The 26,819-nt window shown below is 67.1% G+C and carries 23 protein-coding genes and 2 tRNA genes; 9 read left to right on the plus strand and 16 right to left on the minus strand.

Annotated features, from left to right (window positions below; all coding sequences use genetic code 11):
- The 6 genes from PF446_RS12160 to hisS all read right to left on the minus strand — a co-directional run.
- Positions 1-628 (minus strand): aminotransferase class I/II-fold pyridoxal phosphate-dependent enzyme (locus PF446_RS12160; protein WP_298071961.1); only part of this gene is annotated, 628 nt, incomplete at its 3' end.
- Positions 625-1,935, minus strand: a complete 1,311-nt coding sequence (gene hisD / locus PF446_RS12165) for a histidinol dehydrogenase (protein WP_298071963.1) — start codon at positions 1,933-1,935, stop codon at positions 625-627. The genes PF446_RS12160 and hisD, both read right to left, overlap by 4 nt.
- Positions 1,932-2,822: an ATP phosphoribosyltransferase gene (hisG, locus tag PF446_RS12170; protein ID WP_298071965.1), complete on the minus strand. Its 891-nt coding sequence runs from the start codon at positions 2,820-2,822 to the stop codon at positions 1,932-1,934. The genes hisD and hisG overlap by 4 nt, the downstream gene beginning before the upstream one ends.
- A complete protein-coding gene (locus tag PF446_RS12175; RefSeq protein WP_298071967.1) occupies positions 2,819-3,157 on the minus strand; it encodes a YerC/YecD family TrpR-related protein in 339 nt (112 codons plus the stop codon). Before PF446_RS12175 ends, hisG begins: the two co-directional genes overlap by 4 nt.
- A 350-nt stretch (positions 3,158-3,507) precedes the next feature.
- A complete protein-coding gene (locus PF446_RS12180; protein WP_298071970.1) occupies positions 3,508-5,397 on the minus strand; it encodes an aromatic amino acid ammonia-lyase in 1,890 nt (629 codons plus the stop codon).
- 28 nt (positions 5,398-5,425) lie between these two features.
- Entirely contained in the window at positions 5,426-6,811 is a 1,386-nt protein-coding gene (gene hisS, locus PF446_RS12185; RefSeq protein ID WP_298072004.1) for a histidine--tRNA ligase, read from the minus strand.
- Positions 6,812-6,988: 177 nt separating this feature from the next.
- Between hisS and PF446_RS12190 the strand changes: the two genes are divergently transcribed.
- From PF446_RS12190 to pgaD, 5 genes are all read left to right on the plus strand, one after another.
- Positions 6,989-7,065: transfer RNA gene (locus tag PF446_RS12190), tRNA-Pro, on the plus strand.
- A gap of 184 nt (positions 7,066-7,249) precedes the next feature.
- On the plus strand, positions 7,250-9,322 hold the full coding sequence (pgaA, locus tag PF446_RS12195; protein WP_298071972.1) for a poly-beta-1,6 N-acetyl-D-glucosamine export porin PgaA: 2,073 nt from the start codon (positions 7,250-7,252) through the stop codon (positions 9,320-9,322).
- Between the two features lie 2 nt (positions 9,323-9,324).
- Positions 9,325-11,160, plus strand: a complete 1,836-nt coding sequence (pgaB, locus tag PF446_RS12200; RefSeq protein WP_298071974.1) for a poly-beta-1,6-N-acetyl-D-glucosamine N-deacetylase PgaB — start codon at positions 9,325-9,327, stop codon at positions 11,158-11,160.
- Between the two features lie 2 nt (positions 11,161-11,162).
- Positions 11,163-12,419, plus strand: a complete 1,257-nt coding sequence (gene pgaC, locus PF446_RS12205) for a poly-beta-1,6-N-acetyl-D-glucosamine synthase (RefSeq protein WP_298071976.1) — start codon at positions 11,163-11,165, stop codon at positions 12,417-12,419.
- Positions 12,416-12,901 (plus strand): poly-beta-1,6-N-acetyl-D-glucosamine biosynthesis protein PgaD, encoded by a 486-nt coding sequence (gene pgaD / locus PF446_RS12210; protein ID WP_298071978.1) that lies wholly within the window; start codon positions 12,416-12,418, stop codon positions 12,899-12,901. Before pgaC ends, pgaD begins: the two co-directional genes overlap by 4 nt.
- A gap of 19 nt (positions 12,902-12,920) precedes the next feature.
- Here pgaD and PF446_RS12215 read toward each other — a convergent pair whose 3' ends face one another.
- From PF446_RS12215 to PF446_RS12250, 8 genes are all read right to left on the minus strand, one after another.
- Positions 12,921-13,277: a PilZ domain-containing protein gene (locus PF446_RS12215; protein WP_298071980.1), complete on the minus strand. Its 357-nt coding sequence runs from the start codon at positions 13,275-13,277 to the stop codon at positions 12,921-12,923.
- Positions 13,278-13,309: 32 nt separating this feature from the next.
- Positions 13,310-14,275, minus strand: a complete 966-nt coding sequence (locus tag PF446_RS12220) for a PIG-L family deacetylase (RefSeq protein WP_298071982.1) — start codon at positions 14,273-14,275, stop codon at positions 13,310-13,312.
- Positions 14,276-14,288: 13 nt separating this feature from the next.
- Positions 14,289-15,224: a DNA polymerase III subunit delta' gene (holB, locus tag PF446_RS12225; protein WP_298071984.1), complete on the minus strand. Its 936-nt coding sequence runs from the start codon at positions 15,222-15,224 to the stop codon at positions 14,289-14,291.
- A complete protein-coding gene (gene tmk / locus PF446_RS12230) occupies positions 15,221-15,856 on the minus strand; it encodes a dTMP kinase (protein WP_298071986.1) in 636 nt (211 codons plus the stop codon). The genes holB and tmk overlap by 4 nt, the downstream gene beginning before the upstream one ends.
- Positions 15,853-16,896, minus strand: a complete 1,044-nt coding sequence (mltG, locus tag PF446_RS12235) for an endolytic transglycosylase MltG (protein ID WP_343224679.1) — start codon at positions 16,894-16,896, stop codon at positions 15,853-15,855. The genes tmk and mltG overlap by 4 nt, the downstream gene beginning before the upstream one ends.
- Positions 16,897-17,305: 409 nt before the next feature.
- Positions 17,306-18,544, minus strand: coding sequence for a beta-ketoacyl-ACP synthase II (gene fabF, locus PF446_RS12240; protein WP_298071988.1), 1,239 nt, complete (start codon positions 18,542-18,544; stop codon positions 17,306-17,308).
- Between the two features lie 187 nt (positions 18,545-18,731).
- On the minus strand, positions 18,732-18,971 hold the full coding sequence (gene acpP / locus PF446_RS12245; protein WP_298071990.1) for an acyl carrier protein: 240 nt from the start codon (positions 18,969-18,971) through the stop codon (positions 18,732-18,734).
- 184 nt (positions 18,972-19,155) lie between these two features.
- The gene (locus tag PF446_RS12250) at positions 19,156-20,319 is read right to left on the minus strand and encodes an acyl-CoA dehydrogenase family protein (protein ID WP_298071992.1); all 1,164 of its coding nucleotides are present in this window, start codon (positions 20,317-20,319) and stop codon (positions 19,156-19,158) included.
- Between the two features lie 191 nt (positions 20,320-20,510).
- On the opposite strand from PF446_RS12250, the gene PF446_RS12255 reads away from it, so the two are divergent.
- The 3 genes from PF446_RS12255 (at position 20,511) to metH (ending at position 25,531) form a co-directional block, all read left to right on the plus strand.
- The gene (locus PF446_RS12255; protein ID WP_298071994.1) at positions 20,511-21,437 is read left to right on the plus strand and encodes a metalloregulator ArsR/SmtB family transcription factor; all 927 of its coding nucleotides are present in this window, start codon (positions 20,511-20,513) and stop codon (positions 21,435-21,437) included.
- A 205-nt stretch (positions 21,438-21,642) separates the two neighbouring features.
- Complete coding sequence (locus PF446_RS12260) at positions 21,643-22,728, plus strand: homocysteine S-methyltransferase family protein (RefSeq protein WP_298071995.1); 1,086 nt, start codon at positions 21,643-21,645, stop codon at positions 22,726-22,728.
- 94 nt (positions 22,729-22,822) lie between these two features.
- On the plus strand, positions 22,823-25,531 hold the full coding sequence (metH, locus tag PF446_RS12265; RefSeq protein WP_298071997.1) for a methionine synthase: 2,709 nt from the start codon (positions 22,823-22,825) through the stop codon (positions 25,529-25,531).
- Here metH and PF446_RS12270 read toward each other — a convergent pair.
- Positions 25,516-25,857, minus strand: coding sequence for a lipid-A-disaccharide synthase N-terminal domain-containing protein (locus PF446_RS12270; protein WP_298071999.1), 342 nt, complete (start codon positions 25,855-25,857; stop codon positions 25,516-25,518). The two genes, metH and PF446_RS12270, sit on opposite strands and share 16 nt — an antisense overlap.
- Positions 25,858-25,968: 111 nt before the next feature.
- Between PF446_RS12270 and PF446_RS12275 the strand changes: the two genes are divergently transcribed.
- A tRNA-Val gene (locus PF446_RS12275) sits at positions 25,969-26,043 on the plus strand.
- 513 nt (positions 26,044-26,556) lie between these two features.
- Here PF446_RS12275 and PF446_RS12280 read toward each other — a convergent pair.
- Positions 26,557-26,819 (minus strand): hypothetical protein (locus tag PF446_RS12280; RefSeq protein ID WP_298072002.1); only part of this gene is annotated, 263 nt, incomplete at its 5' end.

Here is a 26,819-nt window from a genome sequence, read left to right on the forward strand (position 1 = left end):
TGGACAGGGTCCGCAGCACGCCAAGGTTGGCATAGCGGTCCAGCAGCGTGGTCGCGGACGCGGCGCCGGCGTATTCCATGTAGGCCTCGTCGACGATCACCAGGGCGCGCTCGGCCAGCCCCGCGGCCAGCCGCTCGATGGTGGCCAACGGCACCAGCCCGCCGGTGGGATTGTTGGGCGTGCACACGAACACCAGTTTCACCGCGGGCGACAGGCCCGCCAGCACGGCATCCGCGTCCAGGCTGAAATCATGATTCAGCGGCAGGACCTCGACTGCGGCGCCCTGCACGTTTGCGCACACCGCGTACATGCCGAAGGTCGGAGGACTGATCGCGATGGCATCCTTGCCGGGACGGCAGAATGCGCGCACCAGCAGATCAATGGCCTCGTCGCTGCCGCGTCCCACCAGCAACTGCTCCTCGCGCACCTCGTAGAGGCTCGCCAGGCGCGCCCGAAGCGCGCCGGGCTGCGGATCGGGATAACGGTTCAGGCCCAGCGTGTCGCCCTGCGACGGCCACGGCGACTCGTTGGCATTGAGCATGATCCGCGCGCCCAGCGCCTCCATCCGCGCCGAGGAATACGGTGTCAGTGCGCGCACTTCGGCACGCGCAAGATCGAGCACGCTCATGCCGATGCCTCCGCCAGAGCGGCCAGGCGCACGCGCACCGCTTGCGCATGCGCGCCCAGGCCCTCGGCATCGGCCAGGATCACGGCGCAGGGACCGATGCCGCGCAGGCCGTCAGCGGACAGCTGCTGCACAGTCACCTGTTTCATGAAGCTGGCCACCGACACGCCGCTCCAGGCGCGTGCATGGCCGTAGGTCGGCAGCACATGGTTGGTGCCGCTGCAGTAATCGCCCACCGACTCCGGCGACCATGCGCCCAGGAACACCGACCCGGCGCTGTCGATGCGCTCGAGCAGCGCGCGCGGATCGGCCACATTGAGAATCAGGTGTTCCGGCGCATAGGCATTGCTGACCTCGGCCGCCTGCTGCAGCGATTGAACCTGCACGATGCGGCTGGCTTCGAGCGCCTGGCGGGCGGTGGTCTCGCGCGCAAGCGCCTTCACCTGACGCTCGACCTCGCCCTGCACGGCTGCGGCCAAAGCCGGTGCATCGGTCACCAGCAGCACCTGGGAATCGGGACCATGCTCGGCCTGCGACAGCAGGTCGGCGGCGACAAAGCGCGGATCGGCCTCGGCATCGGCAATCACCAGCACCTCGGACGGTCCCGCCGGCATGTCGATGGCCGGCCCGCCCGGTTCGGCCGAGACCTGCTGCTTGGCCTCGGTCACCCAGCTGTTGCCGGGGCCGAACAGCTTGTCGCAGCGCGGCACGCTGACGCTGCCCACGGCCATGGCGGCAATCGCCTGCGCGCCGCCCAGGCGGAACACCTGCGTGATGCCGCACAGGCGGGCCGCGTAGAGCACCGCGGGATCCACGCTGCCGTCCTTGCGCGGCGGCGTGCACAGCACCACCTCTCGGCATCCGGCCAGCTGGGCGGGCACGCCCAGCATCAGCGCCGTGGACGGCAGCGGCGCGCTGCCGGCCGGCACGTACAGGCCCACCCGGACCACCGGTCGCAGCACGCGTTCACAGACCACGCCGGGCGCGGTTTCCACGCGGACCGGTTGCGGTGCGGCGGCGCGGTGAAAGGTTTCGATCCGTTCGCGGGCCTCGGCGATGGCCGCTTTCAGGGCCGGATCGAGCGTGGCTTGCGCGGCGTCGAAATCGGCCGCCGGCACGGCCAGTTCGTCCAGGCGACACCCGTCCAGGCGCTCGGTCAGCGCGCGCAGCGCAGTGTCGCCATCACGCCGCACCTCGGCGATGATCGCGGCCACGGCCTCGGCGCGTTCCCGGCTGCGCGCCTGCGCCGGGCGCTGCAACACGTGCTCGCGGGCGGCTGCGTCCAGTCGGTTCCAGTCGACAGTCTTCATGCCAGCATCTTCTCCACGGGTAACACCAGCATGCCCTGCGCGCCGGCGCGCTTCATGGCCTCCAGTTCCTGCCAGCTGACGTTGCCGCTGCACACGCACTGCAGCGAAATCGCCTCGGGCTGGCCCTCGATCGTGGTGATGGTCGGTATCGGCTGGCCGGGCAGCAGGTCGACGATGGTGTCCAGTGCGGCGCGCGGTGCCTGCAGCAGCAACAGGCGCGACTCGCGCACGTTCAGGACCCCGTCGAGACGGCGCAACAGCAGTTCCATCAGGTCGCCCCGCTCGTCCAGCGGGGTCTCGGCCGCGCCGGCCAGCACGGCCTCGCTCTGCATGATCACGACGGCCTCGCGCAGCTGGTTGGCGACCAGGGTCGCACCGCTGGAGACCAGGTCGCAGATCAGGTCGGCCGTGCCCAGCTTCGGTGCGATCTCCACCGATCCGGACAGGGTCACGATCTGCGCATCGACATCATTGCGCCGCAGCCAGTCGCCCAGCTGGTGGGGATAGGTGGTGGCGATGCGCTGGCTAGCCAGCTGCTGCGGACCGTTCCACTCCTGGTCCTGCGGGATCGCGATCGACAGGCGGCAGCCGCCGAAGCCCAGCGCGCGCAGCTCCTGGATCGAGGCCTCGCCGCCGGCCGCCAGTGACGCCTCCTGCATGACGTTGCGTCCAACCACGCCGAGATCGCACACGCCGTCGGCAATCAGCCCCGGGATGTCATCGTCACGCACCAGCAGCAGGTCGACGGCCATGTTCTCGCCAAAGCAGAACAGCTTGTCGCGGCTGCTGCGAAAGCGCAGCCCGCAGCGCGTCAGCAGGTCGCGCGACGGATCGCCGAGGCGGCCGGATTTCTGAACCGCGATGCGCAGTCGGTCACGGGGGATCATGCAGGTGCTCCTTTGCTGTTTGTCTGGCGTCGCCGGGTGCGCGCCGAGGCGGCGGCCATGTAGCCGCCATTGCCCTGGTTGATGAACCGCGCCACGCGGCCGATGGTGGTGATGCTGACCGCGGTGCGCTCATGGATCTCGCGGTACGGCAGGCCATCCAGCACCAGCGGCACCACGCTCCAGCGATCGGTCAGCGCCTCCAGCTCGGCCGGGGTGCACAGGTCGCGCAGGAAGGCACGCATTTCCTCGACATCGCGCAGGGTCAGCAGGGCCTTGCACAAGCTGGCCTCGACGTCCTCATGCGGGACCTGGGGTTGCAGTGTTCGTCGCTTCATAATGTATTAACGCATTAGTACGTTGATGCGCATTCTAGGGAGCCTCCGGCGCATGTGCAAGCGCCGTTGCGCAACGCAACCACAAGCATCCCGCAGAGTCTCCCGGACGGGCCATGCAGGTTGTCCACAGACATTGTGGAGACGGCTGCGCAAAGCCTGTGGATAAGCCGGGTCCAGTCCTTTGAAAACATGCACATGGACCATCATGATCAATTCTTGACCGGTGCTCGATATGGGCGCCGTGACGCGCACGGGCAGTGCGCATCAAAGCCGCTCGCCTGCACGGTCCCCGGCTCAAATGCATCAGGCGGTTGGCGCAAGCCCACGCGGAGGCGGTCGCTGCGTGATGACTATAAAAGGGCGCCGCTGGCAACCAGTGCACACACGCTGCGTACGTCGCTGTCCATCGGCCGATCGCTGCGCAGGAAATCGATGTGCTCGCGCAGTCGCGCCAGTGCCGTGCGCACCGCCTCGCCGGCGTGAAACTCCTGCGTGTCCGCCAGGGCCTGCATCAGGGCACGCACCTCGGTCTCGAATTGAACCTGTTGCGGACCCTCTGCGCGGGGTGCGCCATGGATCTTTTCGGCAAGCGCTTGCCAGTCGCCCTGCCCGGCCAGATGGCGGGCCGCGTTGAGCATGTCCTGACGGTATTCCAGCGCCTGCGCGGCGGTGTACAGCTCCAGCGCGATGGCGTATCCCAGATCCTCGGTCATCTCCAGCACGTGGCGCGCCTCGTTGGCGCCCATCGACACATGATCCTCGGCGTTGGCACTGGTGGGCACCGAATACACCGAGGCCGGATGCGCGCGAGTGGCCAGGTCGTTGACCAGCCCGGCCGCGGTGTACTGCACGATCATGAAACCGGAGTCGGTGGCATCCTCGTTGCCGGTCAGGAAGGCGGGCAGACCGTCGTTGTTGGCCGGATCCACCAGCTTGTTCAGGCGCCGCTCGGAGATCGAGGCCAGCACGGGTATCGCGGCCTTGACGTAGCTCATGGCCAGGGCCAGCGGCATGCCGTGGAAGTGGCCGGCGGAGATCACCTGGTCCTCGATATGACGAGGGTTCTCGGCGTCCGGAAACAGCAGCGGATTGTCGGTGACGGCGTTCAGCTCGATGTCGATCACGCGGCAGGCCTGCGCCACCGCATCGCGCACCGCGCCGTGCACCTGCGGCACGCAGCGCAGGCAATAGGCGTCCTGGGGCTGATGCTTCTTGCCGCCCTTGAACGGCAGGAAGCGGTTGTAGAAGGCCTCCCGGCCATGGCGCTGGTTGAGCGGCACCCAGTCCCAGTAAATATCAAAGCGCTGGGCCTGCGCCTCGGGCGTATGCCACGCCTCCACCGTCCAGGGCCGGAACCTCGGCACCAGGTGATAGGGAATGTCGACCAGGGTCGAACCGTCCAGCAGCTTGCGCAGGTTGCTGGCGGTCTCGACCTGGCCGGGATGCGGGCGCAGCGCGTGCACTTCCTCGCGCAGGGCGCCGCTGCGTCCGGCAAAGGCATCCAGCGACATCGCGGCGGCAAGGTCCGCGGTGGCCAGCAACTGCTGCATCTTCTGCAGCGCCAGCACGGCAGTGGCCAGCATCTGGGTGGTGCCGTTGTTGAGCGCCAGGCCTTCCTTGAACGACAGACGGATCGGCTTGAGCCCGGCCTTGTCCAGGGCCTCGGCCCCGGGCATGCGCTGGCCCTCGAAGAAGGCCTCGCCCCCGCCCAGCAACACGATCGCCAGATGCGAGAGCGGCGCCAGGTCGCCGCTGGCGCCGACCGAGCCCTTCTGCGGGATCACCGGGATCACGTCATGATTGAGCAGATCGGCAAGCGCGCGAAGCGTGCACACGCGGATGCCGGAGTGGCCGCGCATCAGGGTATTGATGCGGATCACCAGCATCGCCCGCACCACTTCGGGCGCAAACGGCGCGCCCACGCACACGGCATGGGTGACGATCAGGTTGTGCTGCAGTTCCTCCAGCAACGAGCCCTGCGGCGCATCGGGATGGCCGCCCGGCAGCTCGTCACGGGCGCGATGCGCGCCCAGCAGGCGATCGGCATTGCTGCCGAAACCGGTGGTGACACCGTAGATCGGTTCGCCGCAATCGACCTTGGCGGCCAGGAAGTCGGCCGTGCGCTGCACCTTCTGCAGCTGGTTGGCATCCATCTCCACACCCGCGCCAGCGGCCACTGCAGCCACCTGCTCGCGGGTCAGGCCCAGGCCATCGAGATGGATCGTGTGCTTGCGGTTCATGGCTGTTGTCCCTCGCCGTATGGCGCGCTCAGTCGCGCTGCACCGGCATCACGGCGGCCTGTTCCAGCTCCACACGCAAGCTGCGGATCAGTTGCTCGCGCTCGACCTCGAACTGGTCGTTGCGACGCATGTCCTTGACCGTGACGGTGCCCTTGGTCATTTCCTCTTCGCCCAGCACCAGCACGAAGCGGATGCCGGCGCGGTCGGCGTACTTGAACTGCTTGCCCAGCTTGCCGCCATCGAGCACTGCCTCGGTGGCGATGCCGCCGGCGCGCAGCTCGCTGGCCAGGGCCAGGTACTCGGGCAGGTGTGCTTCGTCCATCTGCGTGACCAGCGCCTGCACGGTGCTGTCGGAGGTGTCGATCAGTCCGGCCTCGCGCAGCTGCCAGAACAGGCGCGTGACGCCGATCGAGATGCCCACGCCGGGCAGGTGCGACTTGGTGTACTGACCGGCGAGGTTGTCATAGCGTCCGCCCGAGCAGATCGAACCGATCTCCGGGTGCTCGTTCAGCGTGGTCTCGTAGACCATGCCGGTGTAGTAGTCCAGGCCGCGCGCAATGGAAAGGTTCAACGCGAAGTGCGACTCGGGCACGCCCAGGTCGTGCACCATCGACAGCACCTGCCTGAGCTCGTCGCGGCCCTGCTCGAAGGTCTCGCTGCCGGCGCCGAGCGCGTCGAGCTTGGCGACCGCATCAGCCAGCGAAGTCGAGCGCACCTGCACGAATTCCAGGATCCTTGCCACCACCTCGGCGGACAGGCTGAACGGCTCGTCCTGCAGCGTGCTGCGCACCGCCTCGGCGCCGCGCTTGTCCAGCTTGTCGACTTCGCGCAGCACCAGCATCTGCTGCTCGCCGTCGGCGATGCCCAGGCTCTCGAAAAAGCCGCGCATCAGCTTGCGGTGGTTGAGCTGGATGGTGAACGGCCCGATCGCGAGGTCACGGAACACGCTGTAGATGACGGCCGGAATCTCGGCGTCATAGCGGATCGACAGGTGATCCTTGCCGATCACGTCGATGTCGCACTGGTAGAACTCGCGGAAGCGGCCGCGCTGGGCGCGCTCGCCGCGGTACACCCGCTGGATCTGGTAGCGCCGGAACGGGAAGCTCAGCTCGCGCTCGTGCTCGGCCACGTAGCGGGCCAGCGGCACGGTCAGGTCAAAGCGCAGCGCCAGTTCCGGCTGCGCATCTTTTTCCAGCGCCCCGGTGGACTGCACAAAGTACACCTGGCGCTCGGTCTCGCCGCCGGACTTGGTCAGCAGGATGGAGCTGTACTCCATCACCGGGGTCTCGATCGGCAGGAAGCCGAAGCGCTCGTAGTTGCGCGCGATGGTGTCCAGCATGCGCTGGAAGGCGATCTGCTCGCGCGGCAGCAATTCGAGCACGCCGGGCATGGTTCGGGCCTGGGTCTGCGCCATGGATTCCTCGTTCTCGGGCGTCACGGTCGGTAGCGGATACACGGCTGCCGGGCGTCCCTTGGGAACCCGGCTTGCCAGCCGTCTAGAATAACAGACTCATGATCGTGTTTCGGCCATGGCAGCGCTCTGGCCATGTTGCCTCTTGCCGCGCAGGTGGTTATCATGCCCGGCTCCCGTCGGGGTGTAGCTCAGCCTGGTAGAGCGCTACGTTCGGGACGTAGAAGTCGCAGGTTCAAATCCTGTCTCCCCGACCAACGCACTACCTTGGTAAACCCGGCTTGGACGGCACCTCAGCGCTGCAAAGCGTGTCCCGCGTCCCAAACGGGTCCATGGATGACGATTTTCTTGGCATGGAGGAACATACTCGTTTCGAGCGCGAGAACGTAAAAGTGCGCTCGCAGATCTGATATCAGCTGTTCCTACAGGGGGGACAACGTGATGCCTGATCAACGGACCCGGTTCGCCCGGGCACGTTGCTCGTTCGTGGTATTCGCCGTTCTGGCCTTCGCAGGCCCCGGCGAGGCGAACCCGCACGCGCTGCCTCCATCCCCGCCCCCTTCCCAGACGATCACCCGGATCACATCCCTGCGCGCCCAGGGCGACTGGACGCGTGCGCTTGCCCTGTGCGAGAGCGCCCTGCGCCGGCATCCAGAGGACCGTGGCCTCAAGCTCCAGCGCATCCTGATCCTGGCCGACGCCGGCGCCGCCTCGCGCGCACGGCAACTGGCCGGACAATTGTCGCCACCAGTCTCCACGGCGCTGCGCGCCCGGCTGGATGCGGATGTCGCCGCCCGGCAGGTGCGCCGGGCCCGATACGCGCCGGAACCGCGCACGGGCAATCCCTACGCCATGGCCGACCAGGCCGCCGCGCAGCTTGCGGCCATCGCCAGGCGCTATCGGCAGAGTGAACCCGCCGTCGCCAAGCGCGCAGAACTGGACCGGCTGATCGCCCTGCAGGCCGGTGGTCGTGATGCCGCGGTGGTGGCGGCCTACGACGCCATGCCACCGGCCCAGCGTCAGGCTCTGCCGCAGTACCTGGCCGGACCCGTGGCCGATGCCCTCTTGCGCATGCGCCGCCCCGAGGAGGCCATCGCGTTGCTGCAACGCCACTACAAGCCCGGCGCAGCGATACCCGAAGGGGCCTCGGATCCGGCGATCGTGCTGTCCTACGCCTGGAGCGAGTCCGGCCACTATGCGCGCGCGCGCAAGGTCATCGACCGCGCCACCGCCGCACAACCGGTCTGGAAGCACGTGAGTAGCCAGAAAGCCTCGCAGCCCAACCCGAACCGCAGCGAGGACGCGCTGAATGCCGCCTTGTTGCGGGCCTACAACCAGTTGCTGGCCACGTCATGGTCACGCCTTCGCCGTGGGGTCGACGAAGCACCCGACAATGCCTCCTGGCGGCGTGAACTGGGCAATGTCGAGCGCTATCGTGGCTGGCCCCGGCTGGCCGAGCAGGACCTGCTGATCGCGCAGAACCTCGATCCCCTCGATATCAACACCCGTCTGGCCCTGATCGAGACCTGGCGCGACCTGGGCGACTTTGACCGCGTGGAGCCGGCGCTGCGTCCGCTGGAGAAGCGCTACACCCGCAGCGAACGGGTACAGCGCGAACGCCTGGCCTGGGACCGTCAACGCGGCTGGCAACTGGACGCCGAGCAGGGCTTCGGTCGCGGCCACTCGCCCGATTACGGGGATCGCGACAACAACACCCAGATCGAATTGGCATCGCCGCTGCTGGCCCGTCACTGGCGCGTCTACGGGCTGGGACGCCGCGCCGGGGCCTCGCTGCCGGAGGGACACGCCACGCGCAGCCAGTTCGGCGTGGGCCTGCGCGGCCAATGGCGCGGGCTGCTTGCCTACGTGCAGGCGCTGACCCCGCTGGACCGGTTTTCGGGCAAGACCGCATGGGAAGCCGGTTTCGACTGGGGGCTGAGCGATCACTGGTCCTGGCAGACCGATGCCAGCACCTCCAGCGCGGATGCGCCCCTGCGCGGCCGCTATTACGGCATCACCGGACGCAGCGTGAACAGCCGCCTGCAATGGCGTGCCAGCGAGCTGCTGCGTGCCAGCCTGCATGCCGGCGTGATGAACCTGAGCGACGGCAACCATCGGCAAAGTTACGGCGCCGACGTGATGGGACGGGTGTGGACCGGCCCCCGCCTGCTGATCGACCTGGGCGGCGCCGCCGACACCTCCCGCAACAGCCTGCTCAACCAGCCCTACTACGACCCCGCGCGTGACCGCAGCATGACGCTCAATGCGCACATCGAGCAGACCCTGATCGATCGCTACGAGCGCAGCTGGAAGCAGACCCTGGATATGGCTGCGGGCCGCTACAGCGAGCGCGGCTACAGCACCGGCTGGATGGCCGACGTCGTCTACGGCCAGCGTTATGCGCCGCATGACGGCCTGCGTTTCGGCTGGCAACTGGGCTGGCACAACCAGCCGTATGACGGACGCCGCGAATCGCGCGTGACCCTGGCCCTCAACATGCATTGGGGAGAATGACCATGCGCCGCCTCCTGCTTGCGCTGCTGCTGTTGATCGCCCTGCCCGCCCATGCCGGACGACTGGTGATCCTCAGCTATCACGACGTCTTCACTCCCGCCGACGGACCGATCACCGATCCGGATGCGATCAGCCTCGACCATTTCGTCGGCCAGCTGGACTACTTGCATGCGCACGGCTGGACCCCGATCAGCGCCGCCCAGCTGCGTGCCTCCATGCGCGGTGGACCGGCGCTTCCCGACAAGGCCGTCATGCTGACCTTCGACGACGGCATGGAAAGCTTCTATACCCGTGTCTACCCGCTCTTGCAGGCCTACCATGCGCCCGCGCTGCTGGCGGTGGTCGATCACTGGATCGACCAGCCCAAGGGCACCTCGTTCAACTACAACGGCAAGGATTGCAGCAGCGCGTGCTTCGTCACCTGGGCGCAGATCCGCGAGATGCGGGCCTCGGGCCTGGTCGAGATCGCCTCGCACACCGACAACCTGCACCACGGCATCATCGCCAATCCGCAGGGCAACAAGCTGCCGCCCGTCATCGCCCGCCGCTACGACCGCGCCACCGGCACCTACGAAACGCGCGCGCAGTGGCGTCAGCGCATTCGCGCCGACCTGACCCGCAGCGTGCGCGAAATCACCCGGCGCGCCGGGGCGGCCCCCAAGGCCATCGTCTGGCCCTACGGCGCCTACAACCAGCAGGCCCGCAAGATCGCCGCCGATCTGGGCATGACCCTCTCGCTCACGCTCGGGGATGGCACGCCGCGTCCGCGCCGCGAGCAGACCCAACCGCGCCAGCTGCTGGGCGGCAACACCAGCGTGCAGGACCTGGAGTGGATGCTGCGCAAGCGCAAGCCGATCGCGCCGGTGCGCGCCGTCCAGGTCGACCTGGACTACGTCTACGATCCCGACCCGGCGCAACAGGAACGCAATCTCTCGCGTCTGCTGGACCGCATCAAGCGCATGCACGTCACCCAGGTCTGGCTGCAGGCCTATGCCGATCCCGACGGTGATGGCGTGGCCGACGCGGTGTACTTCCCCAACCGGCACCTGCCGATGCGCGCGGACCTGTTCTCGCGCGTGGCGTGGCAGCTGCAGACCCGCTGCCAGGTGCATGTGTATGCATGGATGCCGGTGCTGGCCTTCAAGCCCCGCAAGGGCGACCCGGTGGGCCGCATGACCATCGGCGGCGACGACGGCGACGTGGCGCGCCTGGATCCTTCGCGTGCGCCTGTGCGCCGCTGGATCGGCGAGTTGTACACGGACCTGGCCTCGCATGCCGCCTTCGACGGCCTGCTGTTTTCCGACGACGCACTGCTGAGAGAGGGTGACCGCCTGCACCAGGCACCGCCACCCGGACCCGCACGTACCCGCTGGCTGATCGACTTCACCCACCAGCTGGCCGCGCGCGTGCGCCAGTGGCAGCCGCAGCTGCGCGTGGCCCGCAACCTTTTTGCCCGCCCCGTGCTGCATCCCGAGGCGGAAAAGGATTTCGCGCAATCGTTGCCGGCTTTCGTGCGCGCCTACGACGAGATCGGCCTGATGGCCATGCCGCAACTGGACCACGTGCAGCGTGCCCGGTCCTGGCTGAAGAAACTGGCGCGTGTCGTCCAGCGTACGCCCGGCGCGTCGGCGCGCACCGTGTTCGAACTGGCGGCCCGGGACTGGCGCAGCCGCAAGCCCATACCCGCCGCGCGGATGCGCGCACGGATGCACCTGCTGCAGGTGGAAGGGGCCCTGCATCTTGCCTACTACCCGGATGACTTCCTGACCAACCATCCGGCACTCGAGCACATCCGTCCGGACATCTCCGCCGCCACCTATCCGTACAAGGAGCGCTGAGCATGCACGGTTTCAGCGCCATCAAGTCCTTCCTGCTCGCCTTCGCGTTCTACTATCCATTGATCATGTCGATGCTGTGGATGAGCGGCAGCCTGCTCTACTACTTCCGCCGCGAGCGCAAGAGGCCCCCACGCACCCAGCCGCACCCGCTGCCCGGATACCCACCGTTGAGCGTGATCGTGCCCTGTCACAACGAGGGCCGGCAGGTGCGCGAGACCATCCTGCAGCTGAAAAAGCTGAAATGGCCCGAGTTCGAGATCATCGCCATCAATGACGGCTCGACCGACGATACCGGCGAGCTGCTGGAGGCCCTGCTCGAAGAGGTGCCGCAACTGCGCGTGCTGCATTTCTCCAGCAACCAGGGCAAGGCCACCGGCCTGCGCATGGGGGCGCTGGCCGCGCGTCACGAATACCTGATCTGCATCGATGGCGACGCGCTGCTGGACGAATACGCCGGGCACTGGATGATGCCGCACTTCCTGGCCAGTCCGCGCGTGGGGGCCGTCACCGGCAACCCGCGCATCCGCAACCGCAGCACGCTGCTGGGCAAACTCCAGGTCGGCGAATTCTCCTCGATCATCGGCCTGATCAAGCGCGCGCAGCGCACCTACGGTCGCATCTTCACCGTATCGGGCGTGATCACCGCCTTCCGCAAGCGGGCCCTGCAGGATGCGGGTTACTGGCATACCGACATGGTCACCGAGGACATCGACATCAGCTGGCAGTTGCAGTTGCGCCACTGGGACATCCGCTATGAACCCAATGCACTGTGCTGGCTGCTGACACCGGAAACCCTGCGCGGACTCTGGCGCCAGCGGCTGCGCTGGGCGCAGGGCGGCTGCGAGGTGATGCTGCGCTACGCCAAACAATTGCCGAAATGGCGCATGCGGCGCATGTGGGGCGTTCCGATCGAGTATCTGCTCAGCGTGCTGTGGGCCTACTGCATGCTGGCCATCATCGTGCTCTGGATCCTGGGCAAGTTCGTGCCGCTGCCGCCGGGACTGCAGGTGCCCACCATGATCCCGCACTGGCACGGCGTGATCCTGGGCCTCACCTGCCTGCTCCAGTTCCTGATCAGCCTGGTCATTGACCGGCGCTACGAGACCCGCATCGGACGCAACTATTACTGGATGATCTGGTACCCGGTCGCGTACTGGTTGATCAACACCTTCACCACCGTGGTCGCCGTGCCCAAGGCCTTGTTGCGCAAACGCAAGCAACGCGTGGTCTGGGTCAGTCCGGACCGGGGGAATCGATGAAAGCCGAAACCATGATCATCAGCAACGGGCCCCGACTGCCGTTGCTCAACCGCTCGCTCTACGCAGTGGCCACCTTGCTGTGCTGGCTGGCCTGGGGCTATCTGTGGCTGCCGCTGGTGACTCTGATTGCCTGGATGATGGGCGCGCATACGGCATGGATCGAGTTGTCGGCCGAAGACCACCTCAAGCATCTGAGCGACCTGCTCTACATCTGCATGTATGCCGGCATCTGCGCCGTGATTTTTTCGTCGTGGGCCTATTACAACCAGTGGCGTTTCGCCAACCGCACAAGGCGCATGCGGCCGGACATGAACGTCAGCCTGGAAGAGCAGGCGCAAACGCTGAAGAGCACGCCGGACATGGCGCGCGCGCTGCGCAAGCAGCGCAGCAGCGTGATCGACTTTGGCGATGGCCAGGTTCCGATGCGGCTTGTCCGGCAGGCCGATCCGCTGGCCGCCGAACAGGCGACCGAGCACGCCTGAGGGCGCGCGATGGACGGCCTTACATGGTCTGCGTGGGGCGGTCGGAATTGAGCGAGCCGCCGAGGATCGACTCGATCTTGGTGCGCGCGGTCTCGCCGTCGGAGCTTTCATTGAACTGGATGCCGATGCCGGCGGTGCGGTTGCCCTGGGAACCGACCGGGGTAATCCAGGCCACCTTGCCGGCCACCGACAGGCGCTCGTTGACTTCGGTCAGGGTGAGCAGCAGCACCACCTCGTCACCGAGGTCATAGCGCTGGGCCGTGGGTACGAACAGACCACCGCCCTTGAGGAACGGCATGTAGGCGTTGTAGAGCGCCCCGCGGTCCTTGATTTTAAGCGACAGGATGCCCTGCCGCGCTGCGCCTGCCACACTCATCGATCATCTCCTGTTCGCTTGAGCTTGTGCCATCACTTGGCCGTGGTCAAGGGCGCCCAGCCCCAGCGATCGAAAATCCATGCGCTGCGCCACGGGCATTCCATGCGCAGGTAGAGCGGTCCCGCGTCGATGGCCGCTTGCGGCAGGTGCAGCGTCATATCCTTTCGATCCCAGGACAGCGGCGCGTCGCTGCCGCGCCAGGTCCACGACCGGGTGGGGCTGGCCAGGATCAGGCGGACCATGCCGGCCATGGTCCTGTGCATGGGCCAGGGGATGTGCACTGAGGGACCACATGCCGTGGCGGTGACGACCGGCATGAAGGTTTCCCGCTCGCGGACATGCACCAGCATGCGTTGCTGACCGAAGACCATCTGGCTGCGGTGCTGCATGATCGCGGCGCGCTTGGCTTCACGCATCCGCGCATCCAGCCGGACCGTGAACGCGGAAGGCGTCTCCTTGGCCGTCCCGTGCAGGGTGTATCCCAGCACCTGCGGCAGCAGGCCGGCGCGATACAAGGCCAGGCCCATCAGGACGTGGGTCGCCGAATGGTCCGGATGGCGGTCGGCCAGCGAAGGCATCACCAGCACGTGCGGACGCAGGGCTTGCAGGCGCTGCGCCAGGAGACGCACGCTCTCGTCCAGGCGGGTGCGGATGCGTGCGTTCAGGCCCATGTCCTCCCAGTGCAGGCATTCGAGCACCACTTCGGGCACCTGCAGTTCGGCCAGGCCCGCGCGCGCCTCGTTGTTGCGGCGCGCACCCCAGCGCGCGCGGTCTATTGCACGGATGCGCAGGCGGCGCTCCTGGACGCGCTGCGGCCAGGGGTTGGTTTCGCCGTCGCTGAATTGCCAGATGTGCACCTGCCTGCCCTGGCTGCAGGCCTGCTGCAACAAACCCGCGGCGGCCAGCACCTCGTCATCCGGATGCGGTGAAATCAGCAGCAGGCGTTCGCCGTGAAGACGAAGGCTGGCGTGCTGTGGGTGGTCGCGGTAAACCGCCATGAGCACTCCGCAATCAGCGCCAGTCGCAGAGCAGTTCCAGCACCACAAGGTCATTGCGCAACGGGCCGCGCAACGCGTCCCGGGCCTTGTTGGCCTTTGCGTACCAACCGGCCAGCGCCGGGGATGGCAGAGTTGAATGCAGCACGTCGGGCTGATTGGAACTGCGCGCACGCAGCTCCTCGACCACGGCCTGGGCGGCAAACCACAGGCGTTGTTCCGGCGCATCACCGGCCCAGCGCGTGGCCACAGCGCCGGGCTCGCTACGGCCGGCGGCCAGGGCCGCAAGATCGGCGCGCACCTGCTTGCGCTGTTCCAGGGCTTCGCCATCGGCCCAGTCCCGAGCCAGGCCGGGATTGCCAGCCGATGCATCCAGCGCCGCGGCGGCCTGCTCCACCCCCTCGGCCTGGAGCCATTGCAAGGCTTCGGCCCGTGGCGGCATGCGAAACTCGATGCGCTGGCAGCGGCTGCGGATGGTCGCCGGCAGTCGCCATGGCGCATCCGCCACCAGGATCAGGATGCTGGCCGCCGTGGGCTCTTCCAGCGTCTTCAGCAGCGCGTTGTAGGCCGAGGCATTCATCGCATCGGCCGGGTCGATGCAGGCCACCTGCCAGCCGCCGAACTGGCTGGACTTGCTCAGCCGCTCGGACAGCGCGCGGATCTGATGCACCACGATCTCCTTGCGCAGCACGCCGTCCTTGCGTTCCTCGAAGCTGATGCATACGCGATCGGGATGGGTGCCGGCATCCAGCAGCAGGCAGGTGCGGCAGTGGCCACAGGCGTCGCCGTGGACCGGCTCGGCGCACAACAGGGCACGCTGCAGACGCTCGCTGAACACCCGCTTGCCCAGGCCAGAAGGACCGCTGAGCATCAGCGCGTGCGGCAGTTGGTTGCGCTCGCGGCGCTGGCGCAGGCGTTGCCAGGCTTCCTCGTGCCAGGGCATCGGGTTCATGTCGTGCCCTCTTCGAGCAGCGGTTGCAGCGCGCGCATGGCCGCGGCCAGCACCTGATCGGGGGTCTGCCGCGCATCCAGCACGCAAAAACGCTGCGGCTGTTGCGCCGCGCGCTCAAGGTAGGCCGCACGGATGCGCTCGAAGAACCCGTCGGCTTCGCGCTCGATGCGATCGGCCGCATGACCGCGCCCGGCGGCGCGCTGGCGCCCGGTCCCCACCGGCAGGTCCAGCAGCAGGGTCAGGTCGGGCTGCAGCGCATCGGCGGCCCAGCGCTCGAGTTCGGCAATGCGCTCGGGCGGTTGCCCGCGGCCACCGCCCTGGTAGGCAAAGCTGGCGTCGGTGAAACGGTCGCACAGCACCCACTGTCCTGCATCCAGCGCGGGGCGCAGTTTCTCGCGCACCAGCTGGGCGCGCGCGGCAAACATCAGCAGCAGTTCCGATTCGGCGCACATCTCGCGCAGCGCGGGATCGAGCACCAGCGCGCGCACGCCCTCGCCCAGCGCGGTGCCGCCCGGCTCGCGGGTCAGCAGCGGCTCGATGGCATGGAGGCGAAGGTAGCTGCACAGGCCTTCCAGCAAGGTGCTCTTGCCGGCGCCCTCGCCACCTTCCAGCGTGATCAGGCGCCCCTTCATCGTTGACCCTTTTGGCAATGCTTGAGCTGATAGCAGCGCACGGCACGATCCTGCGCGGCCAACGTGTCGGAGAATACGTGGGTGCCGTCGCCGCGCGCCACGAAATACAGCGCCTTGCCCTTGGCCGGGTGCAGCGCGGCGTGGATGGCCGGCGTGCCCGGCAGGGCAATCGGCGTGGGCGGCAGGCCGGCGTGCAGGTAGGTGTTGTAGGGCGTGTCCGTTTCCAGGTCGCGCTTGTGGATTTTGCCCTTGTAGGCGTCGCCCATGCCGTAGATCACGCTGGGATCGGTCTGCAGGCGCATGCCGATGCGCAGGCGGCGCACAAACACGCCTGCGATCCGCGCCCGCTCGCTGGGCTGCGCCGTCTCGCGCTCGACGATGGAAGCCAGGATCAGCGCCTGGTAGGGGGTCTTCAACGGCAGGTCGGCGGCGCGATCGGCCCATTGCTTGTCCAGCACGCGCTGCATTGCGGCGTAGGAGCGCTTGAGCAGGTCCAGGTCCGAATCGCCGCGCACGAAGGCATAGGTCTCGGGCAGGAACAGGCCTTCGGGATTCTGCCCCTTGTGGCCGAGCTGCTGCATGATCCGGGCATTGTCGAGCCCCTTGGTCAGGTGCTTGAGCTCATGCGCCTTGTCCAGGTTCTGGCGCAGTTGCTTGAAGGTCCAGCCGTCGACGATGGTGAACCGGTGCTGCACCACCTGCGAGTGCGCCATGTCGGTGAACAGCTGGCGCGGGGTCATGCCCGGGTGCAGCGCGTATTCGCCGGAATGCAGCTGGCGGGTGACCTGCATGCGCAGGGCCAGCGCGCGCCAGAACAGGTACGGCGCGGCGCTCAAGTGGCGTGCCTGCAGCTGGTCGACAATCTTGCGAAAGCTGGAGCCGTGCGGAATCAGCAGCGCGGAGGCATCCTTGCGCACCGCCATCGGCGCGTCGGCGAAGCGGTTGAACTCCTGCCAGGCCACACCGGCAGCCACCACGATCACGAACACGATCACGCCCAGCAGGATCAAAACACGCGCTCCCCCATCCATCCGCTTCATGCGCGCAGCTCCTGCGGCGCCACCAGGTGCAACCGGGTGCAGTGGTTGCGCGCGCCGGACCCTGGGGTCAGGAGCATGCGGCAACGGGGGAATACGTCTTCGGCGTGCATCAGGGGTTCCATGGTGATCGATCCGATACGGCAATGCTCCCGGCGCGAGCTTCCGGCGCCCGCCGCGTGACACAAAAGCGTACCCGGATTCAGCGAACGCTCCAATGCGCAGGCGCAAGCATGGATGATCCAGTGCCGCAAACCGACAAGCAAGCCTGGCCCGTCACACGATGCCTGCCCGGCACCTCCGGACATGCCCCCTTGCGGGCGCCTGCACACCGTGGACTGCCGCTCACCACCATGCACCGGCACCCCCGCGCCAGTGCACGAGGCACACCCGCAGGCGATCTGCGGCGAAACTACGTGCGCTTGAAGACCAGCGAGCCGTTGGTGCCGCCAAAGCCGAATGAGTTGGACACCACCACGTCGACCTTGGCCTCGCGCGCGGTATGCGGCACGAAATCCAGGTCGCAGCCCTCGCCCGGATTGTCCAGGTTGATGGTCGGCGGGATCACCTTGTCGCGCATCGCCAGGATCGAGAAGATCGCCTCGACGCCACCGGCGGCGCCCAGCAGATGGCCGGTCATCGACTTGGTCGAGCTCATCATCAGCTTTTTCGCGTGGTCGCCAAAGATGGTCTTGGCGGCCTCCACCTCGGCCAGGTCCCCCTGCGGCGTGGAGGTGCCGTGGGCATTGATGTACTGCACGTCCGAAGGCGCCAGGCCGGCATCGTCGATGGCGTGCTTCATGCAACGTGCCGCGCCCTCGCCACCCACGCTGGGCGCCGTCATGTGGTAGGCGTCGCCGCTCATGCCGAAGCCGACCAGCTCGCAATAGATGTTGGCGCCGCGGGCCTTGGCGGCCTCGTACTCTTCCAGCATCAGCACGCCGGCGCCATCGGCCAGCACAAAGCCGTCGCGGTCGGCATCCCACGGCCGGCTGGCCTTCAGCGGCTCGTCGTTGCGGGTGGTCATGGCGCGGGCCGAGCAGAAGCCGCCCACGGCGGTGCCGGTGGTGGCGAACTCGGTGCCACCGGCGAGCATGGCATCGGCCTCGCCGTACTGGATCATGCGCATGGCCAGGCCGATGTTGTGGGTGGCCGTGGTGCAGGCGGTGACGCAGGCGATGTTGGGCCCCTTCAGGCCGAGCATGATCGACAGTTGTCCGGAAACCATGTTGATGATCGAACTGGGCACGAAAAACGGCGAGATCTTGCGCACGCCGCGCTCGTGGAAGTCGATGGCGGTGCGCTCGATGGTGTACAGCCCACCGATACCCGCGCCCACGGCGGCACCGACGCGGTCGGCATTGGCCTCGGTCACCTCGTATCCGGAATCGGCCAGGGCCTGCTTGCCCGCCGCGACGCCGTAGTGGATGAACGGGTCCATCTTCTTGATGTCCTTCGGCGCGATGTACTGGCCCGGGTCAAACCCGCGCACCTCGCCCGAAATCCGGGTCGGAAACGTGCTGGCATCGAAGTGGGTGATCTGGCCGATGCCGCTCTTGCCCGCGGTGATGCTGGCCCAGGACGAGGCCACATCGTTGCCCACGGGGCTGACCATGCCCAGACCGGTGACTACCACGCGTCGCTTGCTCATGCTTTTCTTCCGTATGGAGTAGATCGGCGGACCGGGGGCACCGGATGGACCAGGCCATCCCGGACCATACGCCGAAGAACGTTGCCGGATGCGCAAACACAAACTGCGCCCACGGGCGCAGTTTGTGTCTGTCGTTCAGATCGATGCCACGACCCGTGCGTACACGGGCCGGCAACGCCTGGGACCATCAGGATTTGACGTGCGCCTGGATGTAATCGACCGCCTGCTGCACCGTGGTGATCTTCTCGGCGTCTTCATCGGGAATTTCGGTCTCGAACTCTTCCTCGAGCGCCATGACCAGCTCGACGGTATCCAGGGAATCGGCACCCAGGTCGTCTACGAACGAGGCGCTGGAACTGACCTCGTCTTCCTTCACGCCAAGCTGCTCGATGACGATTTTCTTGACGCGCTCTTCAATGCTGCTCATGTGCTAATACCCTCCCGAGGGAATGAATCCGGCAGATTGTAGTGGCAAAAATGATGTGTCGCCAGCCGTGCCGGAGTAGAACGGACCGCCGCGAGGCGGTGGTATGCGAATAGGTTATTGTCGCGCAAAACGATGCCTGTGGCGACAGTCGGGTTCACAGGTTGCCCTGCAAACCCTGCCCAGACTAGCGAAGGCCCGTCTCGTTGCGCGCGATCACCATGCGCTGGATCTCGCTGGTACCCTCGTAGATCTCGGTAATCTTGGCGTCGCGGAAATACCGCTCCAGAGGCATCTCCTTGGAGTATCCCATGCCTCCGTGAATCTGCACGGCCTGATGCGTGATCCACATCGCGTTTTCCGATGCCACCAGCTTGGCCACCGACGCCTCGGTGCCAAAGCGGCCGCCGTTCTTGCTGGCCTGCTCCTTGGCCCAGGCCGCGCGCAGGGTCAGCAACGTGGAGGTGTCAAGCCGGCACTTCATGTCGGCAATCTTGGACTGGGTCATCTGGAAGCTGCCGATCGGCTTGCCGAAGGCCTTGCGCTCACGCGACCATTCCAGCGTGGCCTCGTAGGCGGCGCGGGAAATGCCCACGGCCTGCGAGGCAATGCCGATACGACCGGCATCGAGCACGCCCATGGCGATCTTGAAGCCCTCGCCCTCCTTGCCCAGCAGGTTCTCGGCCGGGCACTTGTAGTTCTCGAACTCGATCTCGCAGGTGGCCGAGGCGCGGATGCCCAGCTTGGGCTCGGTCTTGCCGCGGTGGAAGCCTTCGGTCTCGGTGTCGATGATGAAGGCGCTCACGCCCTTGGCACCGATGCCCGGCTTGGTGATCGCGAACAGCACGATGTAGCGGGCCACCGGGCCGGAGGTGATCCAGCTCTTCTTGCCGTTGATGAGGTAGTGGCTGCCGTCCTCGCTCTTGACCGCACGCGTGTGCATGTTGGACGCGTCCGAACCGGACTGCGGCTCGGTCAGCGCATAGGCGCCGATGGCCTCGCCGGTGGCGATCGCCTTGACGTATTTCTGCATCTGATCCTGGGTCCCATGGGTCAGGATACCGTTGCAGAACAGCGAGTTGTTGACCGACATGATGGTCGAGTGCGCCGCATCGGCGGCCGCAATCTCGATCAGGGCCAGGACGTAGGAGGTCGTGTCCATGCCGGCGCCGCCGTATTCGGTCGGCACCTCGATCCCCATCAGGCCGAGCTGGCCCATTTCCTGGATGTTGTCCAGCGGAAATTTTCCGGAGGCGTCGAACTCGGCCGCCACCGGCGCGATGCGCTTGCTCGCGAAGTCGCGGGCGATGGACTGAATGGAAAGCTGGTCGTCGGTGAAACTGAAATCCATGAAACCTCCTGCGTCGCTCCGGGCGGCGTAGTGTCGTGGTGAACGGATGGCCGCGGACACCGCTGTCCCCGCATGCCAGCGGTCCATTATACGGCCGAAGCCCTGCACGCGGATGATGCGCCGGCTTGACGGGTCATGACGACCCATCTACGCTCACATTATCTTTGCATCGCGATAAAAGGATGTAACCCATGGACCTTTCCACCGCGTCCAGCCTGCTGCGGCTGCTGGCGGACCCCACGCGGGTGCGCCTGCTGGCCTTGCTGGAGCGCGAGGAACTGACCGTCGCCGAGCTGGCTGCCGTGCTGCAGCTGGCGCAGCCGCGCGTGTCCACGCACCTGGCCAAGCTCAAGGAGGCCGGGCTGGTCTGCGACCGCCGCGCCGGTGTGTCGGCCTATTATCGCGCCAACGCCGACTACGATAGCGGACAAAAAGCCCTGCTGGTGGCGTTGCAGGACGGCGTGGACGACGCGCTGCTCGATGCCGACGCGCAAAACCTGCCGCTGGTGCTGGCGCGTCGCGCGCGCGACCAGGGCTGGGCCGATACCGTGGCCGGCGACATGGAGCGCCATTATTCCCCCGGACGCACCTGGGAAACCCTGGCCCGCGCCCTGCTGCAGCTGCTGGAGACCGGCGACGTGCTGGACATTGCCTCCGGCGACGGCGTCACCGCCGAGCTGCTGGCGCCGCATGCGCGCTCGATCGTGTGCATCGACGCCAGCGAACGGGTCACCGCGGCGGCGCGCAAGCGGCTGGAGGCCTTCGATCATGTCCAGGTGCGCCACGGCGACATGCATGACCTGGGCATGCGCGAACAGTTTGACCTGGTGTTGATGCTGCACGCGCTGACCTACGCCGAAAAACCCGCCGTGGCCGTGGCCCAGGCCGCGCAGGCGCTGCGTCCGGGCGGTCGCCTGCTGGCCGTGACCCTGGCCCGGCACGGGCACCAGGCCACGGTGGACCCGTTCGGGCACCGCAACCTGGGCTTCAAGCGCGACGAACTGGCGCGCCTGGCCACCCGCGCCGGCCTTGAAGTGCTGCAATGCGAGCGCATCTCGCGCGAACGCAAGCCGCCGCATTTCGAGGTCCTCGGCCTGCTAGCGCGCAAGCCGGAATGAACATGAAGCCCCCCACCGTAGCCCCCGTAGCCCGGATAAGGCCGAAGGCCGCATCCGGGATGGGCCGCGTAGCCCGGATAAGACCGCAGGTCGCATCCGGGGAGGGTCGCAAAGCGGCCCACCAAACCCCTCCAACATCACCGCAAGTGCCTCCCGGATGCGGCCTTTGGCCTTATCCGGGCTACTTGAATGGGAGACATGATTCGTGAGCTATTCGCCTCTGCCCTGGCTGCATCCCGAGCGTGCGCAAACCCTTAAGGATGCGCTTTCGCGGCGCATCCTGGTGCTGGACGGTGCCATGGGCACCATGCTGCAGGGTCACGCCCTGGGTGAGAAGGACTATCGCGGCGAGCGCTTTGCGCACGGCTGCGACGGCACCCATGACCACCCGCACGACGAGCGCTGCGGCCGCGACCTGAAGGGCAACAACGACCTGCTGAGCCTGTCGCGCCCCGACCTGATCCGCGACATCCACGCCCGCTACCTGGACGCCGGCGCCGACCTGGTCGAGACCAACACCTTCAATGCCACCCGCATCAGCCAGGCCGACTACGGCATGCAGGCGCTGGTGCACGAGATCAACCAGGAAGGCGCCCGGCTGGCCCGCGCCGCCTGCGCCGCCGCCGAGCGCAAGGACCCGTCGCGGCCGCGCTTCGCCATCGGCGTGCTGGGGCCGACCAGCCGCACGGCATCGATCTCGCCGGACGTCAACGACCCGGGGTTCCGCAACGTCAGCTTCGAGGAGCTGGTGGACAACTACACCGAGTCGGTGGCCGGGCTGATCGACGGCGGCGCCGACCTGATCATGGTCGAGACCATCTTCGACACCCTCAACGCCAAGGCCGCGCTGTTTGCCGTCGACGCCGAGTTCAGCCGTCGCAAGGGTCGCCTGCCGCTGATGATCTCCGGCACCATCACCGACCGCTCCGGTCGCACCCTCTCGGGACAGACCGCCGAGGCGTTCTACATTTCGCTGGCGCACGCGCGGCCGCTGTCGATCGGCTTCAACTGTGCGTTGGGCGCGGACGAACTGCGCCCGCACGTGCAGGCCCTGGCCGAGCTGGCCGACTGCAACATCAGCACCCATCCCAACGCCGGCCTGCCCAACGCCTTCGGCGAATACGACGAGACGCCGGAGCAGATGGCCACCACCCTGGGCGCGTTTGCATCGGAACACCTGCTCAACATCGTCGGTGGCTGCTGCGGCACCGGCCCGGAACACATCGAGGCCATCGCCGCCGCGGTGCGCCCGCATGCCCCGCGCGCACGTCGCGCCCGCGAGGCCGCATGATGCGCCGCGCCCTGCACCTCGCGACCCACGCATGCCGCGTGCACGCCACGCGGCCTTGCACCGCCGCCCACGATCCCCTTGTCTGGAACCACGCATGACCCGCATCACCCGCCTGTCCGGCCTGGAGCCGCTGGTCCTCACGCCCGACCTCAACTTCGTCAACGTCGGCGAGCGCACCAATGTCACCGGCTCGGCCAAGTTCCGCCGCCTGATCAAGGAGGACCGCTTTGACGAGGCCGTCGAGGTGGCGCGCCAGCAGGTCGAGAACGGTGCGCAGATCATCGACGTCAACATGGACGAGGGCCTGATCGACTCCGAGGCCGCGATGGTGCGCTTTCTCAACCTGATCGCCTCCGAGCCCGACATCGCCCGCGTGCCGGTGATGATCGACTCGTCCAAGTGGAGCGTGATCGAGGCCGGGCTGCGCTGCCTGCAGGGCAAGGGCGTGGTCAACTCGATCTCGATGAAGGAGGGCGAGGCGCAGTTCCTGGAGCACGCGCGCAAGGTGATGCATTACGGCGCCGCCGCGGTGGTGATGGCCTTCGACGAGGACGGCCAGGCCGACACCCGCGAGCGCAAGGTGGCGATCTGCTCGCGCGCCTACACGCTGCTGACCGAGACGCTCGACTTTCCGCCCGAGGACATCATCTTCGATCCCAACATCTTCGCCATCGCCACCGGCATCGAGGAGCACGACAACTACGCGGTGGACTTCATCGAGGCCGCGCGCGAGCTGAAAAAGCGCTTTCCCTCGAGCCACATCTCCGGCGGCCTGTCCAACGTGTCGTTCTCGTTCCGCGGCAACAACCACGTGCGCGAGGCCATCCACTCGGTGTTCCTGTATCACGCCATCGCGGCCGGCATGGACATGGGCATCGTCAACGCCGGCGCGCTGGCGATCTACGACGACCTCGACCCGGAGCTGCGCAAGGCGGTCGAGGACGTGGTGCTGAACCGGCGCAAGGACGGCACCGAGCGCCTGCTGGCCCTGGCCGACCGCTACCGGTCCGAGCCCGGCGAAGTCCGGGTCGAGAACCTGGCCTGGCGCGAGAAGCCGGTGCGCGAACGCCTCACCCACGCGCTGGTGCATGGCATCGACCAGTACGTGGTCGACGACACCGAGCAGGTGCGCCTGGACAGCGCGCGCCCGCTGGACGTGATCGAAGGCCCGCTGATGGACGGCATGAACGTGGTCGGCGACCTGTTCGGCGCCGGCAAGATGTTCCTGCCGCAGGTGGTCAAGTCCGCGCGCGTGATGAAAAAGGCCGTGGCCCACCTGCTGCCCTACATCGAGGCCGAGAAGGCCCGCAGCGGCGACACCGCCAAGAACAACGGCAAGATCATCATGGCCACGGTCAAGGGTGACGTGCACGACATCGGCAAGAACATCGTCGGCGTGGTCCTGCGCTGCAACAACTTCGAGGTGATCGACCTGGGCGTGATGGTGCCGACGCAGAAGATCCTGGACACGGCCATCGCCGAGCAGGCCGACATGATCGGCCTGTCCGGCCTGATCACGCCCTCGCTGGAGGAGATGAGCCAGGTGGCCCGGGAGATGCAGCGGCAGAACTTCCAGGTCCCGCTGCTGATCGGCGGCGCCACCACCTCGCGCGCGCACACCGCGCTGCGCATCGAGCCGCACTACGGCGCCGGCACCGTGTGGGTGAAGGACGCCTCGCGCGCCGTTGGCGTGGCGCAGTCGCTGGTCAGCAAGGACGCGGTGAACGACTTTCTGGAAAAGATCCGCGACGAGTACGCCGAGGTTCGCGCGCGCCACAAAAAGCGCGGAAGCGGCAAAAAGCTGGTGACCCTGACCCAGGCCCGCAACAACGCCTGGGGCCGCGACGGGTCCGACTACACCCCGTCCGCGCCGCGCAAGCCCGGCGTGCACGTATTCGAGCAGTACGACCTGGCCGAGCTGCGCCGCTACATCGACTGGACCCCGTTCTTCCAGACCTGGGAGATGGCCGGCCGCTACCCCGCGATCCTGGACGACGACGTCGTCGGCGCGCAGGCCCGCGAGCTGTTCGACGACGCCCAGGCCATGCTCGACCGCATCATCGACGAAAAATGGCTGCGCGCCCGCGCCGTGATCGGCTTCTGGCCCGCCAGCAAGGTCGGCGACGACGTCAAGGTCGACCTGCACGGGTCGGACGCTGCGCCTGCGGACGCGACCAGCGAGCCGGTCATGCTGCACTTCCTGCGTCAGCAGGCGGACAAGCCCAGCGACCGTCCCAACCTGTGCCTGGCGGACTTCATCGCCGCCGAGGACAGCGGCACGCCGGACTGGATCGGCGGCTTTGCCGTGACCACGGGCCTGGGCATCGAGGAGCACGTCGAGCGCTTCGAGGCCGAGCACGACGACTACTCCTCGATCCTGCTCAAGGCCCTGGCCGACCGCCTGGCCGAGGCCTTTGCCGAGCGCATGCACCAGCGCGTGCGGACCGAGTTCTGGGGCCACCAGGCCGACGAGACGCTCGACTACAACGACCTGGTCGCCGAGAAGTACCACGGCATCCGCCCCGCGCCCGGCTACCCGGCCTGCCCCGACCATACCGAGAAGACCACGCTGTTCGAGATGCTCGATGTGACGGCCAATACCGGCATCGAACTGACCGAGGGCTTTGCCATGTATCCGGCGGCATCGGTGTCGGGCTGGTACTTCGCGCACCCGGACAGCCAGTACTTCGTGGTCGGCAACCTCAGCCGCGAACAGGTCGCCGACTACGCCAGGCGCAAGGGCTGGAGCCTGGACGAAGCCGAGCGGCGCCTGGCGCCCAACCTGGACTACGAGCCGGACTGAGCCCGCGCCCGCCCGCGCATGTCGCGCGAGTGCACCACCAGGTTGTAGGCCGACACGAACGCCGGAAAGGTGTTGGAGAGGATGCCCACCGAATCGTTCTTGCCGAAGATGAAATAGGTCAGCAGCAACGCGCTGCCGCAGACCGAAAGCCACCAGAAGGCCATCGGCACCACCACACGCCTTTGCTTGCGGGTGTAGTACATCTGCACGAACCAGCGGCTGGTGAACAGGGCCATGCCGGTCAGTCCGACCACTTTCCAGGGCGTCAGCTCGTAGGTCAGCAGCGCGTGGATGATGTGGGAAAGGTGCAGCGGAAGATGTTCCATGGTCGAAGACCTGCGCAGTGGACCGCGGCAGTGTAGCAACGCACACCCCCTCCGGGGCCGCCGGGCATTGACCTGGGATGCAACACTCCGTAGACTTTCGCGCTCTCCATCGGGCGGTTAGCTCAGCGGTAGAGCACTGCCTTCACACGGCAGGTGTCACAAGTTCGATCCTTGTACCGCCCACCATATGCAAGACCAAAAGGCCCGGCCCCGCCGGGCCTTTTTTGTGGCCCGTAGCCCGGATAAGGCCAAAGGCCGCATCCGGGAAAGTTACGGATACATCGCGCAGAGCGTAGCCCGGATAAGGCCGAAGGCCGCATCCGGGATGGGGCGCAACGCGGCCCCTGGGTATTGGGGCAACCCTTCCGGATGTGCCCGAAGGGAATGCCCGTGGTTTGCTTTGCTCGGCCGGGTTGCGGGGGTGTGTCGGGCATTCCCGGATGCGCTGCGCTTATCCGGGCTACGGATGCATGTAGCCCGGATAAGGCCAAAGGCCGCATCCGGGGAGACGCGGAGGCTACGGGTGCGGCGCGCGGCGGCGCCATGTGTGGATTAGGGCGTTGCCCGGATAAGGCCGAAGGTCGCATCCAGGGGTTCTTGCGGTGATGTTGGGTGGGATGAGAGGGGCGCTGCGCGCCCCGTCCCGGATGCGCTTTGCTTATCCGGGCTACGCATCTACGCATCACCGGATCCGGGGGGCTACGGGTGCGGGGTGCGGTGGCGGCATGTGTGGATTAGGGCGGCGATGGCGACACCGGTCTCGTTGGACAGGATGTCGTTCCATTCCAGGTGCGCGAAACCGACGACCTGCCACTGCACCACCTCGAGCGTCAGGCCCAGCACAGCCAGCGATGCGAGCACCCATGCCCGCTTGCCCAATGGCGCCAATACGGCGGCCAGGGCCAGGAACAGGCCGATATGCAGCGCGGCGTCCAGCACCACCATGCGCCCTGCCGTTGGGT

It is taken from the genome of Oleiagrimonas sp. (genome assembly GCF_027858935.1).
Taxonomy (GTDB): Bacteria; Pseudomonadota; Gammaproteobacteria; order Xanthomonadales; family Rhodanobacteraceae; genus Oleiagrimonas.

Bases quoted from the DNA above. Each gene is read 5' to 3' on its own strand.
- hisD (WP_298071963.1), bottom strand. From the start codon at position 1,935: ATGAAGACTGTCGACTGGAACCGACTGGACGCAGCCGCCCGCGAGCAC.
- hisG (WP_298071965.1), bottom strand. From the start codon at position 2,822: ATGATCCCCCGTGACCGACTGCGCATCGCGGTTCAGAAATCCGGCCGC.
- PF446_RS12175 (WP_298071967.1), bottom strand. From the start codon at position 3,157: ATGAAGCGACGAACACTGCAACCCCAGGTCCCGCATGAGGACGTCGAG.
- PF446_RS12180 (WP_298071970.1), bottom strand. From the start codon at position 5,397: ATGAACCGCAAGCACACGATCCATCTCGATGGCCTGGGCCTGACCCGC.
- hisS (WP_298072004.1), bottom strand. From the start codon at position 6,811: ATGGCGCAGACCCAGGCCCGAACCATGCCCGGCGTGCTCGAATTGCTG.
- pgaA (WP_298071972.1), top strand. From the start codon at position 7,250: ATGCCTGATCAACGGACCCGGTTCGCCCGGGCACGTTGCTCGTTCGTG.
- pgaB (WP_298071974.1), top strand. From the start codon at position 9,325: ATGCGCCGCCTCCTGCTTGCGCTGCTGCTGTTGATCGCCCTGCCCGCC.
- pgaC (WP_298071976.1), top strand. From the start codon at position 11,163: ATGCACGGTTTCAGCGCCATCAAGTCCTTCCTGCTCGCCTTCGCGTTC.
- pgaD (WP_298071978.1), top strand. From the start codon at position 12,416: ATGAAAGCCGAAACCATGATCATCAGCAACGGGCCCCGACTGCCGTTG.
- PF446_RS12215 (WP_298071980.1), bottom strand. From the start codon at position 13,277: ATGAGTGTGGCAGGCGCAGCGCGGCAGGGCATCCTGTCGCTTAAAATC.
- PF446_RS12220 (WP_298071982.1), bottom strand. From the start codon at position 14,275: ATGGCGGTTTACCGCGACCACCCACAGCACGCCAGCCTTCGTCTTCAC.
- holB (WP_298071984.1), bottom strand. From the start codon at position 15,224: ATGAACCCGATGCCCTGGCACGAGGAAGCCTGGCAACGCCTGCGCCAG.
- tmk (WP_298071986.1), bottom strand. From the start codon at position 15,856: ATGAAGGGGCGCCTGATCACGCTGGAAGGTGGCGAGGGCGCCGGCAAG.
- mltG (WP_343224679.1), bottom strand. From the start codon at position 16,896: ATGAAGCGGATGGATGGGGGAGCGCGTGTTTTGATCCTGCTGGGCGTG.
- fabF (WP_298071988.1), bottom strand. From the start codon at position 18,544: ATGAGCAAGCGACGCGTGGTAGTCACCGGTCTGGGCATGGTCAGCCCC.
- acpP (WP_298071990.1), bottom strand. From the start codon at position 18,971: ATGAGCAGCATTGAAGAGCGCGTCAAGAAAATCGTCATCGAGCAGCTT.
- PF446_RS12250 (WP_298071992.1), bottom strand. From the start codon at position 20,319: ATGGATTTCAGTTTCACCGACGACCAGCTTTCCATTCAGTCCATCGCC.
- PF446_RS12255 (WP_298071994.1), top strand. From the start codon at position 20,511: ATGGACCTTTCCACCGCGTCCAGCCTGCTGCGGCTGCTGGCGGACCCC.
- metH (WP_298071997.1), top strand. From the start codon at position 22,823: ATGACCCGCATCACCCGCCTGTCCGGCCTGGAGCCGCTGGTCCTCACG.
- PF446_RS12270 (WP_298071999.1), bottom strand. From the start codon at position 25,857: ATGGAACATCTTCCGCTGCACCTTTCCCACATCATCCACGCGCTGCTG.